At 73.0% G+C, this 16,788-nt stretch carries 2 protein-coding genes; both read left to right on the forward strand.

Annotated features, from left to right (window positions below):
- Window positions 1-12: 12 nt before the first annotated feature.
- The gene (locus AB0F13_RS27350) at window positions 13-12,423 is read left to right on the forward strand and encodes an amino acid adenylation domain-containing protein (protein WP_362087744.1); all 12,411 of its coding nucleotides are present in this window, start codon (window positions 13-15) and stop codon (window positions 12,421-12,423) included.
- A 17-nt stretch (window positions 12,424-12,440) separates the two neighbouring features.
- Window positions 12,441-16,788 (forward strand): condensation domain-containing protein (locus AB0F13_RS27355; protein WP_362087742.1); only part of this gene is annotated, 4,348 nt, incomplete at its 3' end.

Consider the following 16,788-nt stretch of genomic DNA (forward strand, 5'->3'; position numbering starts at 1 on the left):
GGTGACAGCATCATCTCGATTCAGTTGGTGGGCCGGGCCCGCAAGGCGGGGCTGAAGTTCAGCCCGCGTGATGTATTCACACACAAAACCGTGGAAGCGCTGGCCGCCGTCGCCGAGGAAGCGGCCGAGCCCGTTCGGCGCTCGGCGGACGACGGGGTCGGTGGTGTGCCGCTCACCCCGGTCATCCACTGGTTGGGTGAACGTGGTGGGCCCGTCGACCACTTCAACCAGGCGATGGCCGTCCCCGTCCCCGTCGGACTGGGGGCCCGGCAGCTCACCGACGTGCTGCAGGTGTTCCTCGACCACCACGACGCGCTGCGGCTGCGGCTGACCCGCATCGAGGACACCGACGAGTGGGCCCTTGAGGTCGCCCCGCGCGGGGCGGTCCAGGCCGGGACGTGCCTGCACCGCGTCGATGCCGTCGGGCTGGAGGGCGAGGCACTCACCGAGGTGACCGAGCGGGAATTCGCCGCCGCCCAGAACCGGCTCGCCCCGGACGCCGGAACGATGCTTCAGGCCGTGTGGTTCGACGCCGGACCGCGTACTGTCGGCCGGCTGCTGCTGGTCGTCCACCACCTCGCCGTCGACGGCGTCTCCTGGCGCATCCTCCTGCCCGAGTTCGAGCAGGCACTCGCCGCGGTCCTCGCCGGGCGTCCGGTGGAGCTGGAGCCCGTCGGCACCTCGTTCCGCCGCTGGGCCCAGCACCTCACGGCCGCAGCCGGTGAGCCGGGCCGCATCCGGGAGCTCACCCTGTGGCGGGACATTCTGTCCACGCCCGACCCGCTGCTGACCGAGCGGCCCCTGGACCCGTCCCGGGACACTCTCGCCGGAGCCGGACACCTGAGCGTGCAGCTGCCCGCGAACATCACGGAGCCGCTGCTGGGCAAGGTGCCCGCCGCATTCCGCGCGGGAATCAATGACGTACTGCTGACGGCCCTGTCGGTCGCCGTCGGCGGCTGGCGGCGCCACCTGGGCCGCGGTGAGGCGTCCGCGGTGCTCGTCGGTCTTGAGGGACACGGCCGCGAGGAGATCGCCGACGACGTCGATCTGTCCCGCACCGTCGGCTGGTTCACGAGCCTGTACCCCGTGCGGCTCGACCCCGGCACCGTGTCGGCCGAGGACATCGAGGCCGCGGGGCCGGCGCTGGGCACGGCGCTCAAGGCGGTCAAGGAGCAGCTGCGCGCCATCCCCGACAACGGCATCGGCTACGGCCTGCTGCGCTACCTCAACCCCCGTACCGCCGTCGCGCTGGCCAAGCACGCCGAGCCGCAGATCGGCTTCAATTACCTGGGCCACCTGGGGATCGCCGACGACGGGAACACGGCCGGGCTCGGCGGCGGCGCCGACCAGGCCACCGCCCTCCCCTACACCCTCGTCGTCAACGCCGTGACGGAGACACACAGTGACGGGCCGCGCCTCAGTGCCACCTGGACCTGGCCGAAGGAACTGCTCGCGCAGGAGGACGTACGGGAGCTGGCTCAGGCCTGGCTGCGGATCCTCCAGGCGCTCGTCACCCATGCGGGACTGCCGGCGGCGGGCGGGTTCACCCCCTCCGATCTGCCGCTGGTCTCCCTCTCGCAGGAGGAGATCCACCGCCTGGAGGCGGCGCAGCCCGGGCTGACCGACGTGCTGCCGCTCTCGCCGCTGCAGGAGGGCCTGCTCTTCCACACGGAGTACGACCAGCAGACCGAGGACGTCTACATCACCCGGCTCGCCATCGACGTGCGAGGGAACCTCGACGTCACGGCACTGCGCGCCGCCGTGCGCGCGCTGCTCGCCCGGCACGACAGCCTGCGGGCGGGTTTTCACTACACGAGCGACGGCCGCCCCGTGCAGCTCATCCCGGCCGGCGCCGACCTCCCGTGGAACGAGACGGACCTCAGCGGTATGGGCGAGGCCGAGCAGACGGCCGCCCTGGAACGCATGCTGACCGAGGAGCGCAGGCGCCGCTTCGACCCGCAGCAGCCGCCGCTGCTGCGCTTCACCCTCATCCGGCTCGCGCAGGACACGCACCGGCTGCTGTTCGCCGCCCACCACCTGCTGCTCGACGGCTGGTCCGCGCCTGTTCTGGCGGCGGAGCTCTTCGAGCTGTACGGCCACCGCGGCGACCCCGCCACGCTGCCCCCGGTCGCCCCCTACAAGGACTTCCTCGCCTACCTGGCCGCGCAGGACCGGGCGGAGGCGGAGGGAGCCTGGCGCGCGGCGCTCGCCGGAGTGGACGAGCCGACGCTGGTCGCGCCGGAAGCGGGCGCCAAGGAGGCGGTGTTGCCGGGACGGATCGTGGACGAGTTGCCGGCACCGCTGTCCGCCGGGCTCGTCGCACGAGCCCGCGCCCACGGGCTCACCATGAACGCCGTCGTGCAGGGCGCGTGGGGCATCGTGCTGTCCCGGCTCACCGGCCGCGACGACGTCCTGTTCGGCGAGACGGTGTCCGGGCGTCCGCCGGAGCTGCCGGGCGTCGAGTCGATGGTGGGGCTGTTCAGCAACACGGTGCCCGTGCGGGTGCGGCTCGACCCGTCCGCCTCCCTGATCGACACCCTGTCGCGGGTACAGGAACAGCGCGTCGAGCTCCTCGCGTACCACTACCTGGGCCTGGCGGACCTCCAGCAACTGGTCGGCGTCGGCACCCTGTTCGACACCGCCGTGGTCTTCGAGAACTTCCCCGCCGACAAAGACGGCGTTCAGGAGCCGGTGCACGGCCTGGCCCTGTCCGAAGTGGACACCCGGGGCGACAACCACTACCCGCTCGGCATGGTGGTGATGCACGACGACCAGCGGACGGTCCTCAACTGGTACTACCGCCCGGACCTCTTCGACGAGGAGACGGCCGCATCCGTCACCCGGCAGATGCGCCGGGTGCTGGAAGCCGTCGCCGGCACCCCGGACCTGCCCGTCGGGCGGCTCGACACCATCGACGCCGCCGAGCTGCGGCAGCTGACGTCCGGCTGGAACGGCACCGAGGTACCCGTGTCCGAAGCGGTCGTCCCCGAGCTGATCCAGGAGCAGGCGGAGCGTACGCCCGACGCGGTCGCCCTGGCGTCCGGCCCCGACGAGCTGACCTACCGGGAGCTCAACGAGCGGGCCAACAGGCTCGCCCGGGAACTCATCGCCCGCGGTGCCGGACCGGAGCGATTCGTCGCCGTGGCCATGGAGCGGTCGGCGGAACTCGTCGTCGCCCTGCTGGCGGTCCTCAAATCCGGTGCCGCCTACGTACCCGTGGATCCGTCCTATCCGTACGAGCGCATCCGCTTCATGCTGGCGGACTCCGCGCCGCGGCTGCTGGTGACCGACCGGACGGCGGCCGCCGCGCTGCCGGCCGACGGCATCGAACGCGTGCTGGTCGACGACGCGGCCACGGCCGCGGCCATCGCCCGGCACTCCGCCACCGACCCCGGTGACGAGGACCGCCGCGTCCCGCTGCTCGCAGCCCACCCGGCGTACGTCATCTACACCTCCGGTTCCACCGGGCGGCCCAAGGGCGTGGTAGTCACGCACCGCTCGGTCGTCGACTACCTGGTCTGGACCGCACTCGTCTACCCCGGGGCGTCCGGGCTGGCGCTGCTGCACTCGCCGGTCGCCTTCGACCTCACCGTCACCGCCCTGTTCACCCCGCTGACGGTCGGCGGCACCGTCCTGATCGGCGCCCTCGAGGAGGACGCCACCGTCTCGGCGCGGCTCGCGGCCACCCCCTGCACCTTCATGAAAGCCACGCCCAGCCACCTTCCGCTGCTCGGTGCGCTCCCGCAGGCGTACTCACCGGACGGCGAACTCCTGCTCGGCGGCGAGGCGCTGGTGGGTGAAGCACTGACGCAGTGGCGCGAGTGCCACCCGCGGGCCACCGTCTGGAACGTGTACGGGCCCACCGAAGCCACCGTGAACGTCACCGAGTACCGCATCGCGCCGGGCGCCCTCGTGGCCCAGGGTCCGGTCCCCATGGGCCGCCCGCAGGGCAACGTACGCGTCTACGTGCTCGACGCGAACCTGCGGCCCGCACCGGTGGGCGTGGCAGGCGAGCTGTACGTTGCGGGCCCGTGCCTGGCCCGCGGTTACCTGGGCCGCCCCGGCCTGACGGCCGAGCGTTTCGTCGCCGACCCCTATGGCCCGGCCGGCGAGCGGATGTACCGCACCGGCGACGTGGCGCGCCGGCAGCCCGACGGTGATCTGGTCTTCGTGGGCCGCGCCGACGACCAGGTCAAGGTGCGGGGCCACCGCATCGAACTCGGCGAGATCGCCGCCGCGATCGCCGCCCATCCGGGCGTCGCCGAGCAGGCGGTCGTCGTCCGCACCGACCAGCAGGACAGCGCGCGGCTGGTGGCGTACGTCGTGGCCGCCCCCGGAAAGACCATCGGCGAGCAGGCGGTGCGTGAAGAGCTCGCCTCGACCCTGCCGGTGTACATGGTCCCCGACTCGGTCATCGTCCTCGACAGGCTGCCGCTCACCCCCAACGGCAAGCTCGACCGCGCCGCCCTGCCGGCACCGGACTTCGCCGCCGCGCCGGCCGCCCGCGCGCCCCGCACCCCGCAGGAAGAAATCCTGTGCGGCCTGTTCGCGCAGGTCCTCGACGTGCCGCAGGTGGGCGTGGACGACGACTTCTTCGAGCTCGGCGGCAACTCCCTCAGCGCGGTCCGGCTGCTCAGCCGGGTCCGGTCGGCCTTCCGCGCCGAGGTGGACGTACGGGCCGTCTTCGACGCCCCCACCCCGGCCCTGCTCGCCGCGAAGGTCTCCCGGGACAACGGCGGCCGGCCCCCGCTGGCGACGCGCGAGCGGCCGTCGGCCATCCCCCTGTCGTACGCCCAGCGTCGCCTGTGGTTCCTCGGTCGGCTGGAGGGCGCGACCAGCACGTACAACATCCCCATCGGCATCCGGCTGTCCGGCACACTCGACCGGCAGGCGCTGACTGCCGCCCTGGCGGATCTCGTCGCCCGCCACGAGAGCCTGCGCACGGTCTTCGCGGAGGAGGGCGGCACGCCGCGGCAGCACATCCTCGCCCCGGCCGACGCCGCCGTCCCCCTGGAGATCGTCGAGACCGGCGAGGCCGGCCTGGCGGAGGCGATGCGCACGGCCGCGGAGCGGGGCTTCGACCTCGCGAGCGACCTGCCGCTGCGCGCCACCCTGTTCGCTCTGTCCGCCACCGAGCACGTCCTGCTGCTCAACGTCCATCACATCGCCACCGACGGTTGGTCCAACGCCCCGCTCGCCCAGGACCTGTCCACGGCCTACACGGCGCGCAAGGACGGCCGGACCCCGCAGTTCGCCGCACTGCCCGTGCAGTACGCGGACTACACGCTGTGGCAGCGGGAGCTGCTGGGCAGCGAGGAGGACCCGGACAGCCTGATATCCCGGCAGTTGGACTTCTGGGAGAGCACCATGGACGGCGCACCTGCGGAGCTGGTGCTGCCCACCGACCGGCCACGCCCGGCCGAGGTGAGCCACCATGGCGGGGCCATCGCCTTCACCGTGGACGCGCACCTGCACGCCCGACTCGCCGAGCTCGCCCGCGCGCACCAGGTCAGCCTGTTCATGGTCGTGCAGGCCGGTCTCGCCACGCTGCTGTCCCGGCTGGGATCCGGCAACGACATTCCGATCGGCACCGCCGTCGCGGGCCGCATGGACGAAGCCCTTGAGGACCTCGTCGGCTTCTTCGTCAACACGCTGGTGCTGCGTACCGACGTCTCGGGCGACCCCACCTTCGCCGAGCTGCTGGCGCGCGTCCGCGCCGCCGACCTCGCGGCCTACGCCCACCAGGACGTGCCCTTCGAGCGGCTCGTCGACCTGTTGGGCGCCGAACGCTCGATGGCGCACAGCCCGCTGTTCCAGGTGTTCCTGTCGTTCCAGAACAACACGGTGCCCCGGCTGGAGCTGCCGGGCCTGACGGTGAGCGTGGAGTCCGTCGACCTCGCCTCGTCCAAGCTCGAACTGGGTGTGGAACTGGGCGAGACCTTCGACGAGGACGGCGCACCCGCCGGGCTGCGCGGCCGCGCCGACTACCGCACGGACGTGTTCGACCAGAGCACCGTCGAGGCGCTGATGCGCCGCTTCGTCGCGCTGCTGGACGCGGCGTCCGCCGACCCGCAGCGGCCGGTTACCCAGCTCGACCTGCTGTCGCCGCAGGAGCGGCACCGGGTGCTCGTCGAGTGGAACGACACCGAGCGCGCGACGGTGGCGGAGACCTTCCCCGCCCTGTTCGAGGCACAGGCCGAGCGCGACCCCGGGCAGGTGGCACTCGTCGCGGGCGGCACCTCGCTCACCTACGGCGAGCTGAACGCCCGCGCCAACCGGTGGGCCCGCCATCTGATCGAGCGGGGCGTCGGCCCCGAGCACCGGGTGGCCGTAGCCGTACCGCGGTCGGTGGACTGGATCGTGGCGGCTCTGGGCGTGCTCAAGGCGGGCGCGGCCTATCTGCCCGTCGACCCGGGATACCCGGCCGAGCGCATCGCGTTCATCCTCGAGGACGCACAGCCCGCACTGGTGCTGACCACCCGGGCGGTCGCCGAGGGCGAGCAGTCCTGGGCGGCCGGTGCCCTGGTGATCGATGAGCCCGCCACGCGCGCCGCTCTGGAGGCCGCGGACCCGGGCAACCCGGCCGACCGCGACCGGACGGCCCCGCTGAGGCCGACGCACCCCGCCTACGTCATCTACACCTCGGGCTCCACCGGCCGGCCCAAGGGCGTCGTGGTCACCCACACCGGATTCGCGAGCATGATCGGCTCACAGACGGAGCACCTGCTCGATGACCGGCATGCCCGCGTTCTGCAAGCCGTCTCGCCGAGCTTCGACGTCTCCATGGGCGACCTGGTGCTGGCCCTGCTGGGCGGCGCCACGCTGATCCTGCCCGAGGGGCACGGGGCGCCCGTGGGAGCGCATCTTGCCGAGCTGATCGAGGGGCACGGCGTCACGCACCTGCACACGACCGCAGGCGTGATCGGAACGCTGCCGGACGCCGAACTGGCCACGCTGCGCACCATGGTCACCGGTGGCGAGCCCTGCCCGCCGCACCTGGCCGCGCGCTGGTCGGCCGGACGCCGACTGGTCAACGCCTACGGGCCGACCGAGGCGATGGTGTACGCCACCATGAGCGGTCCGCTCTCCGACGAGGCCCTGCCGCCGATCGGCCGCCCGCTGTGGAACGCCCGCGTGTACGTCCTCGACGAGGCGCTCCGGCCCGTACCGGCCGGCGTGCCGGGCGAGCTGTACATCGCCGGCGAGGGCCTGGCCCGCGGCTATCTGAACCGGCCGGCGCTGACGGCCGAGCGGTTCGTGGCCGACCCCTTCGGGGCTCCCGGCGGCCGGCTCTACCGCACCGGCGACCTCGTACGCTGGACGGCCGGCGGCGAGCTGGAGTTCGTCGGTCGCGCCGACGACCAGGTCAAGCTGCGCGGCTTCCGCATCGAGCTCGGCGAGATCGAGGCGGCGCTGGCCGCCTACCCGAAGGTCGCCGAGGCCGCCGTGGTCGTCCACGAGGACTCCTCGGGCCGGCAGCAGCTGTTCGCGTACGTCGTCACCAAGGGATCCCGGGCCCCCAAGCCGGCGCTGCTGCGCGAGCACCTCGCCGCGCGCCTGCCCGACTACATGGTGCCCGTCGCGTACACCACGCTCGACGAACTGCCGCTCAGCCCCAACGGCAAGGTGGACAGGAAGGCGCTGCCCGAGCCCGACCTCGGGACGCGGCCCGAAGGCCGCTCGCCGCGTGACGCGAAGGAGAGGGAGCTCTGCCGGCTCATCGGCGAGCTGCTCGGGGTGACCGGTGTCAGCATCGACGACAGCTTCTTCGAACTGGGCGGTGACAGCATCGTCTCCATTCAGCTGGTGAGCCGGGCCCGCGAGGCGGGCCTCGAGTTCACCGCCGCCGACGTGCTGCGCCACCGCACCGTGGAGGAACTGGCCGCGGCCACCACCTCACTGGCGGACGACAGCGGCCCGGCGGACGCCGACGCGGGCCTGGGCGAGATCCCGCTCACCCCGGCCATGCACCGGCTGCGCGAGCGCGGCGGCCCGGTCGACCGGATCAGCCGGCAGGTGCTGCTGCCGCTGCCAGCCGACTGCGACGAGCAGCGGATCACCGCGGCCCTGCGGGCCCTGGCCGACCGGCACGACGCGCTGCGGCTGCGGCTCACCCGCCGCGTCGGCAACCTGCTGTGGAGCCTGGAGGCCCTGCCCCGGACCGCCGTGGACATCGCCCTCATCCGCGTCGACGTGGCGGGCCTGGCCGACGACGACATCGACACGGTGGTACAGGAGCAGGCCGCCGCCGCCCGGTCCGCGCTCGCACCGGAGGACGCCGTGATGCTGCAGGCCGTCTGGTTCGACGCCGGTACCGGTGGCAGCCACCGCTTGCTGCTGGTCGTGCACCAACTGGCAGCGGACGGCACGTCCCTGCGCGTGCTGGCGGCAGACCTGGCGGCCTTCTGGGACGGCAGCCCCCGGCCCGCCGGCGCCGGCTACCGCCAGTGGGCCGAGCGGCTGGCCGCCGAGGCCGCCGACCCGGGCCTGCTGGAGGAACTGGCGGTGTGGGACGGCCTGCTGGCCGCACCCGACCCGCTGCCTGCTGCCCGGCCCCTCGACCCGGCCCGTGATCTGGTCCGCACCGCCCGCAGCATCGGGCTTGAGCTGTCCGCTGCGCAGACCGCCCCGCTGTTCACCGACGTGGCCGAGCGGTTCAGCACCGGCGTGGAGGAGGTGCTGCTGACGGCGCTCGCCGTCGCGGTCGCCGACTGGCGGGCCCGGCGTGGCCAGGACGCGGCGGGCGGCGTGCTGGTCGGCCTGGAAGCGGACGGCCGGCGCACGGCCCCGCCCGGCGCGGATCTCTCGCCCACGGTCGGCTGGTTCACCGCCGCCTATCCCGTACGGCTCGACGCCGCCGTCTCCGAGCGGGCCGAGGCGTTCGCCGGCGGTGAGCAGATCGGCGCCGCCCTGAAGCGGATCAAGGAGCAGCTCGCCGGGATCCCCGGCGACGGCGTGGGCTACGGCCTGCTGCGCCACCTCAACCCGCAGACGGTGCCGCTGCTCGCCCGCCACGCGGGCCCGCAGATCCGCTTCACCTACGAGGACCACCTGGATACCACAGCCTCCTTCGGGACCGGTGACCACCCGGACGCGCCGATGTCACATGCGCTCGGGCTCGACGTGACCCTCACCGGTCACGCCGACGGGTCGCGGCTGTCCGCCCGCTGGACCTGGCCGGAGGCCCTGTTCACCGAGGACGACGTCCAAGATCTCGCCGAGACGTGGCAGCTGGCCCTGGAAGCGCTCGTCACGCACGCCGGGCGCCCCGGGACGGGTGGCCGCACCCCGGCGGACTTCCCGCTCGTACGGCTCACGCAGCAGGAGATCGAGCAGCTGGAGAACGGCCGGGCCGCACTGGTCGACGTCCTCCCGCTGACCCCCCTCCAGGAGGGACTGGTCTTCCACACGCTGTACAACGACCTCGGACCGGACGTCTACACCGTGCAGTTCGGGCTCGACCTCGAAGGGGAGCTCGACGCGGCGACCCTGCGTGCGTCCGTGCTCGCCCTGCTGCGCCGGCACGAGAACCTGGGCGTCGGCTTCGCCCACGAGGGGCTCACGCACCCGGTGCAGTTCCTTCTGGACGGTATCGAACTCCCCTGGGCCGAGCACGACATCAGTGTCCTCGGCGACGCCGACCGCACGGCCGAAACGGCCCGCATCATGGCCGAAGCTGCCGCACAGCGGTTCGACCTCGGCCGTCCGCCCCTGGTGCGCTGCGCGCTGCTGCGTTCGGCGCCCGGCCGGCACCGGCTGGTGATGACCTTCCATCACCTCCTGCTGGACGGGTGGTCGACCCCGATTCTCATCGCCGAGCTGATGCGGGTCTACGCCGCCGGGGGCGACGCGACCGCTCTGCCCGCCGTCCTCCCGTACCGCGACTACCTGACCTGGCTCACCGCCCAGGACCGGGCCGCATCGGAGCAGGCGTGGGCACAGGAGCTGGCAGGTCTCGACGGACCGACCCTGCTGGCGCCCGCCGACCCCGACCGGCTCCCCGTGGTGCCGCAGAAGGTGTCCCTGATGATGCCGCGCGAGACCGTGGCATCGCTCGCGGCCCTGGCCGCCCGGCACGGCGTCACCATGAACACGGTGGTCCAAGCCGCGTGGGGCCTGCTGCTCAGCCGGGTCACGCAGCGCCAGGACGTGCTCTTCGGAGCCGTCGTCTCCGGGCGTCCGCCGGAGGTCGCCGGCATCGAGCGGATGGTGGGCCAGTTCATCAACACCATTCCCGTACGGCTCCGGGTGGAGCCCGGCGAAGCGATTGGCGCCCTGCTGCGCAGGCTCGCCGACCACCAGACGGACCTGATGGCACATCAGTCGACGCGGCTGATGGACCTCCAGCGGATGACCGGCCTCGGCGAGCTCTTCGACACGCTGCTGGTGTTCCAGAACACACCGGCCGACGGGGCGGGCTTCGGCGGTGACGGCAGCGCACTGCGTGCCGTGGACGTCGAGATGAACGGCGACAACACCCACTTCCCGCTCACCCTCGACGCCGGTCTGGACGGCACTCTGCTGCACTGCCGGATCGGCTACCGCCCCGACATGTTCACCGAGGCCGAGGTCACGGACCTCATGGCATGCCTGCGCGGAATGCTGGAGGCCATCGCGACCGGCGCCGGGGAACGGGTCGGTGCCCTGGGCGGCGACGCGCCCGCCCGGTGGTGGGCCGCCGTGCGCCCCGCGCTCCACGAGCGGCTGCGCCACGCCGGAGAGGCCGGGACGCGGACCAGGGAGGAGCAGGAGGAGCAGTTGTCCGGCGCCCGGGAGGACCTGCTGGCGGCGCTGTTCGCCCAGGTGCTGGGAATCGACCGGGTCGGCCCCGACGACGACTTCTTCGGCCTGGGCGGCGACAGCATCGTCTCCATCCAGCTGGCCGGGCGGGCCCGCAAGGCCGGTCTCCTGATCAGCCTGCGTGACGTCTTCAAGTACAAGACGGTGCGGGCCCTCGCCCGGGTCGCCCGCGAGGCCGACAGCGCCGCCTCCCGGGAGGCTCCGGAGGAAGCCGTCGGCGCCCTCCGGCCGACGCCGCCGATGCTCGACCTCTACGGGCGCGGCCTGCCCACCGGTCCCGCGCACACCGTACGGCTGATCCCCGTCCCGGCGGGGGTGGACGAGGTGGGGGTACAGGCGGCTGTGCAGGCTGTGCTGGACCGGCACGACGCGCTGCGGATGCGGTTGGTCGGGGGCCAGGGGGCCGAGTGGTCGCTGGAGGTGGCGGCGGTCGGCGCGGTGCGTGCGCAGGAGTGCGTGCGCCGGGTCGAGGGTGTGGACGCGGTCGAGGAGCAGGTGCGGGAGGCGGTCGCGCGGCTGGCGCCGGAGGAGGGCCGGATGGTGCAGGCCGTCTGGTTCGACGCCGGTGACGGCGTACCCGGCCGGTTCACCCTCATCACTCACCGGCTGGTGGCCGACAGCGCCTCCGGGCGCATCCTCCAGGAGGACCTCACCTCGGCCTGGCAGGATCTCGCGGCCGGGCGCCGGCCCGAGCTGCCTGCGGTCGGCACCTCCTACCGCCGCTGGTCCCGGCTCCTGACCGAGGCGGCCGCGACGCCGGCCCGGGCCGAGGAGCTTCCGCTGTGGCGGTCCCTGCTGAACACGGACGACCCGCTGCTGGCCGACCGCCCGCTGATCCCGTCCACCGATGTGTCCGGCACCGCCCGCGAGATCGAGCTCATGCTGCCCGCCGAGACCGCGCAGCCGCTGGTGAACCGTGTGCCCGCGGCGTTCAACGCCACCGTCGAGGACGTACTCCTGACGGGCCTCGCGCTCGCCGTCGCCCGCTGGCGGCGCGAGCGTGGCCTCTCCGACGGCAGCGCGGTGCTCATCGGACTGGAAGGGGACGGCCGCGAGCAGTTCGCGGAGGGCGTCGACGTCTCACGGACGGTCGGCTGGTTCAGCCGGGCCTGTCCGGTGGCCGTGGATCCCGGCGAGCAGCCGGAGGACGAGGTATGGGCCGGCGGCCCGGCCCTCGGCCAGGCCCTGAAGGTGGTCAAGGAACAGCTGCGCGCCATCCCCGACCGGGGCATCGGCTACGGGCTGCTGCGCCACCTCCACCCGGAGACCGGCAGCAGACTCGCGGGACACGCCGAACCCCAGGTCGGCTTCGGCTACGAGGACGCACCGACGCCCCCCGTCACCGGCATCCCTGTGGACACCCCGCTGCGCTACGCCCTCGGCCTCCACGCGGTGGCGGGCGAGGGGCCCGACGGCGACCGGCTGCTCGCCCGCTGGACATGGCCGGAGGCGCTCTTCGCCGAGCCGGACGTCCGGGAGCTCGCCGAGCTCTGGTTCGCGGCATTGCGGGCCCTCGTCACGCATGCCGAGCGCCCCACGGCCGGCGGCCTCACCCCCTCCGACCTATCCCTGCTGGCCCTGTCGCAGGACGAGATCGACGAATTCGAAAGTGACCTGAGCTGATGAAAGGAAACGGCGACGTGACGAAGCCCGGATTCGTCGATATCTGGCCGCTTACCCCCCTGCAGGAGGGCATGCTCTTCCACTCCCTGTACGAACAGGACAGTGCTGACGTCTACGTCCTCCAGATGGCTCTGGACCTGCGCAGCACGATCGACGCGCAGGCGCTGCGGAACGCCGCACGCGTGGTGCTGCGCCGCCATGACGCGCTCCGTGCCGGCTTCCGCAACCGGAAGACCGGCGAACCGGTGCAGGTCATCCACCGCGAGGCCGAACCGGCGTGGACGGAGGCCGACCTGAGTGGCCTGGCGGCCGGGACCGAGCGGGACGCGGAACTCACCCGGCTGCTGAACGCGGACCGGACCCGTCGCTTCGATCTCGCCGTGCCCCCGCTGCGCTTCACACTGATCCGGCTGGCGGAGGACGAGTATCGGTTCGCGGTCACCGCGCACCACATCGTGCTGGACGGCTGGTCGATGCCGCTGGTGCTCGGCGAGCTGATGGCCCTGTACGACAACGGCGGGGACGCCTCCCGGCTCCCGGCCGCCCCCTCCTACCGGACCTACCTGGCCTGGCTGGCCGCCCAGGACCGCGCCGAGGCCGAGGGTGCCTGGCGCCGGGCGCTGGACGGGGTGACCGGGCCCACCCTGGTCGCGCCGGCCGACCCCGCCCGCACCCCCGCCGTGCCGGGCAAGCTGCTCCGGGAGGTGCCCGGCGAGCTGGCCGCGGCACTCGCGAGCCAGGCCCGGACGCACGGCCTGACGCTGAGCAGCCTGGTCCAGACCGCCTGGGGCCTGGTGCTGGGCTCCCTGACCGGCCGTTGCGACGTCGTCTTCGGCGAGACCGTCTCCGGACGGCCGCCGGAGCTGCCCGGCGTCGAAGGCATGGTGGGCCTGTTCATCAACACCGTGCCGGCCCGGCTGCGGATCGACGCGGCGCTGCCCCTGTGCGACCAGGTGCGGCGGCTGCAGGACCGGCAGGCCGAGCTGCTCCCCTACAAGCACCTGGGGCTGTCCGCCATCCAGCAGCTCGCCGGGGGCGGTGAGCTGTTCGACGCCATGACGGTCTTCGCGAACTTCCCCGTAGACACCGACACTCTGCGCGACTCCGCGGAGCGGATCGGAGCCGTCTCGGTCGCGACCAGCGATGCCACCCACTACTCGCTCAACCTGGAGAGCACCGTCCGCGGAGAGCGGATGGAGGTGCGGCTGGACTACCGCGAGGACCTGTTCCCGCAAGCCGCCGCCGAGGAGATCCTTGCCCGCTTCCTCGGACTGCTGGAGACCTTCACCGCCGAGCCGGAGCGCCCGGTGGGCACGATCGGGCTGTTCACGGCCGACGACCGGGAGCGGCTGCTCCCGGCCACCCCGGACGCCGTGGCCTCCGCGCAGCCGGTATCCGGTGAGGAAGCGGAGCGGGAACCGCGGGACGAACGTGAGAAGGCGCTCTGCGCCCTGTTCGCCGAGGTCCTCGGGACCACCGGCGTCGGGGTTCACGACAGCTTCTTCGAGCGGGGCGGTGACAGCATCAGCTCCATTCAGCTGGCCCACCGCGCGCGCAAGGAAGGCATCGCGCTCACGCTCCGCCAGGTCTTCGAACACAAGACGCCCGCGCGCCTCGCCGCGCTCTCCGCCGCCGGGGCGCCCACCGCGGCACCCGACGACGGTGTGGGCCCGGTGACCCTCACCCCGGTGATGCACCGGCAGCTGGGCCTGGGCGCCCCCGTCGACGCGTTCCACCAGACCATGACCCTGTCCGTCCCGGCGGGGGTGGACGAGGTGGGGGTACAGGCGGCTGTGCAGGCTGTGCTGGACCGGCACGACGCGCTGCGGATGCGGTTGGTCGGGGGCCAGGGGGCCGAGTGGTCGCTGGAGGTGGCGGCGGTCGGCGCGGTGCGTGCGCAGGAGTGCGTGCGCCGGGTCGAGGGTGTGGACGCGGTCGAGGAGCAGGTGCGGGAGGCGGTCGCGCGGCTGGCGCCGGAGGAGGGCCGGATGGTGCAGGCCGTCTGGTTCGACGCCGGTGACGGCGTGCCCGGCCGGCTCGCCGTCATCGCCCACCACTTCGCGGTCGACGGCGTGTCCTGGCGCATCCTGCTCCCGGACCTGGAAGCCGCGTTCGAGGCGGTCGGGAACGGCCGCCCGGTGGAGCTCGATCCGGTGGGCACCTCGTTCCGCCGCTGGACCCGCACACTGGCGGCCGAGGCGTCCGCAGGACACCGGGTCGGCGAGCTGGAGCTGTGGCGCGCCATCGCCGGCACCGAGGACCCGTTGCTCGCCGGACGGCGCGTGGACCCGGCCCGCGACGTGGTGGGAACCGGCCGCCGACTGACGCTGACGCTGCCCGCAGCCATCACGGAGCCGCTGCTGGGACCGGTACCGGCGGCGTTCAACGCGGGCGTCGAGGACGTGCTGCTGACGGGCCTCGCGCTCGCCGTCGCCCGCTGGCGACGACAGCGCGGCCTCGGTGACGACAGCGCGGTACTGCTCGGGCTCGAGGGCCACGGCCGTGAGGAGATCGGCGAAGACCTTGACCTGTCCCGCACGGTCGGCTGGTTCACCAGCGCGTACCCCGTGGCCGTCGACCCCGGGAAGCTTCCGCCCGCCGCGGCCCTGAAAGCGGTCAAGGAACAGCTGCGCGCCATCCCCGACAAGGGCATCGGCTACGGCCTGCTGCGCCACCTCAACCCGGCGACCGCACCGGAGTTCGCGGACCACCCCGAACCCCAGATCGGCTTCAACTACCTGGGCCGGATGGGCGCGGCCGAGGCCGCCGACGCCGCCGAGGCCGACGCCGTACGGGTGCACGACCTCGCCGGCAGCGCCGACGCCGCGCTGCCGCTCGCCCACACGCTGGACCTCGACGCCGCCTCGCTGGCCCACCCCGACGGGCAACGCCTCGTCGCCTCCTGGACCTGGCCCGGCGACCTGCTGCCCGAGTCCGACGTCCGCGCCATCGCCCACCTGTGGTTTCAGGCCCTGACGGACCTCGCCGAGCACTGCCAACGGCCCGGGGCGGGTGGCCTGACCCCCTCCGACCTGCCGCTCGTGGACATCTCCCAGAGCGGGATCGACCGGCTGGAGGCGACGCCGACCGGTCTGGCCGACGTCCTGCCGCTCTCGCCGCTTCAGCAGGGTCTCCACTTCCACGGCCTGTACGACGCGTCCGAAGCCGACGTCTACACCATCCAGTCGGCCCTCGAACTTGAAGGCCCCGTGGACGCAACCGCCCTCCGCGCCGCCGCCGAGGCCCTGCTGCGCCGGCACGACAACCTCCGGGCGTACTTCGTCACCGACGAGTCCGGGCAGGTGCTGCAGGTCGTTCCGCGCGAGGCCGAGCTGCCCTGGCAGGACTTCGACCTGAGCGGCCTCGAACCACCGGCGCGCGACACCGCGCTCGAGCGTCTCCTGGCGGAGGACCGCGGCGCCCGTTTCGACCTGGAACGGCCTCCGCTGCTGCGCTGCACCCTTGCCCGCCTGGCTGATAACCGGTACCACTTCGTCCTAACGGTGCATCACGTCGCCGTGGACGGCTGGTCCATGCCGCTGCTCATCGACGAACTGTTCGCCCTGTACGGCGACAAGGGCGACGACTCGGCACTGCCCGAGGTCGTCCCGTACCGCGACTACCTCGCCTGGCTGGCCGGACGGGACCGTCAGGCGTCCGAGGACGCCTGGCGTACGGCCCTCGCCGGTGTGGACGACCCGACGCTCATCGCGGCCGGCGGCAACGGCCGTGCCCCGGTCCGCCCTGAACGCTGGACGCAGCGCCTTCCGGAGGATCTGGTATCCGCCCTGCTCACCATGGCCCGCGAGCGCGGCCTGACCGTCAACACCCTCGTCCAGGGCGCCTGGGGCCTCGTCCTCGGCCAGCTCACCGGCCGGGACGATGTGGTCTTCGGCGCCACGGTCTCCGGCCGCCCGCCGGAGCTGCCCGGCGTCGAGAAGATGGTCGGCCTGTTCATCAACACGCTGCCGGTGCGTGTCCGTACGACACACTCCGACTCCCTGCTGGACGTACTGACGCGACTGCAGGATCAGCAGTCCGGGCTGATGGAGCACCAGTACCTGAGCCTCACCGATCTCCAGCGCCTCACCGGAACGGGCGAGCTCTTCGACACCTTGGTGGTGTTCGAGAACTACCCGGTCGACGCAGCCGCCCTGGAGAGCTCCGCCCAGGAACTCGGTGTCGTGGACGCGGCGGTGGAGGACTCGCTGCACTACCCGCTCGGCCTGATCGCCATGCAGCGTGACACCCAGCTGACCATCCACTGGTCCTACCGGCCGGATCTGTTCGAGCGGGTGGTGGTGGAGGGTATCGGCGGTCGTCTGGTGCGGGTGCTGGAGGCGTTGGTGGCGGATCCGGGTCGTG

The organism is Streptomyces sp. NPDC026206 (genome assembly GCF_040638465.1).
Classification (GTDB): Bacteria; Actinomycetota; Actinomycetes; order Streptomycetales; family Streptomycetaceae; genus Streptomyces.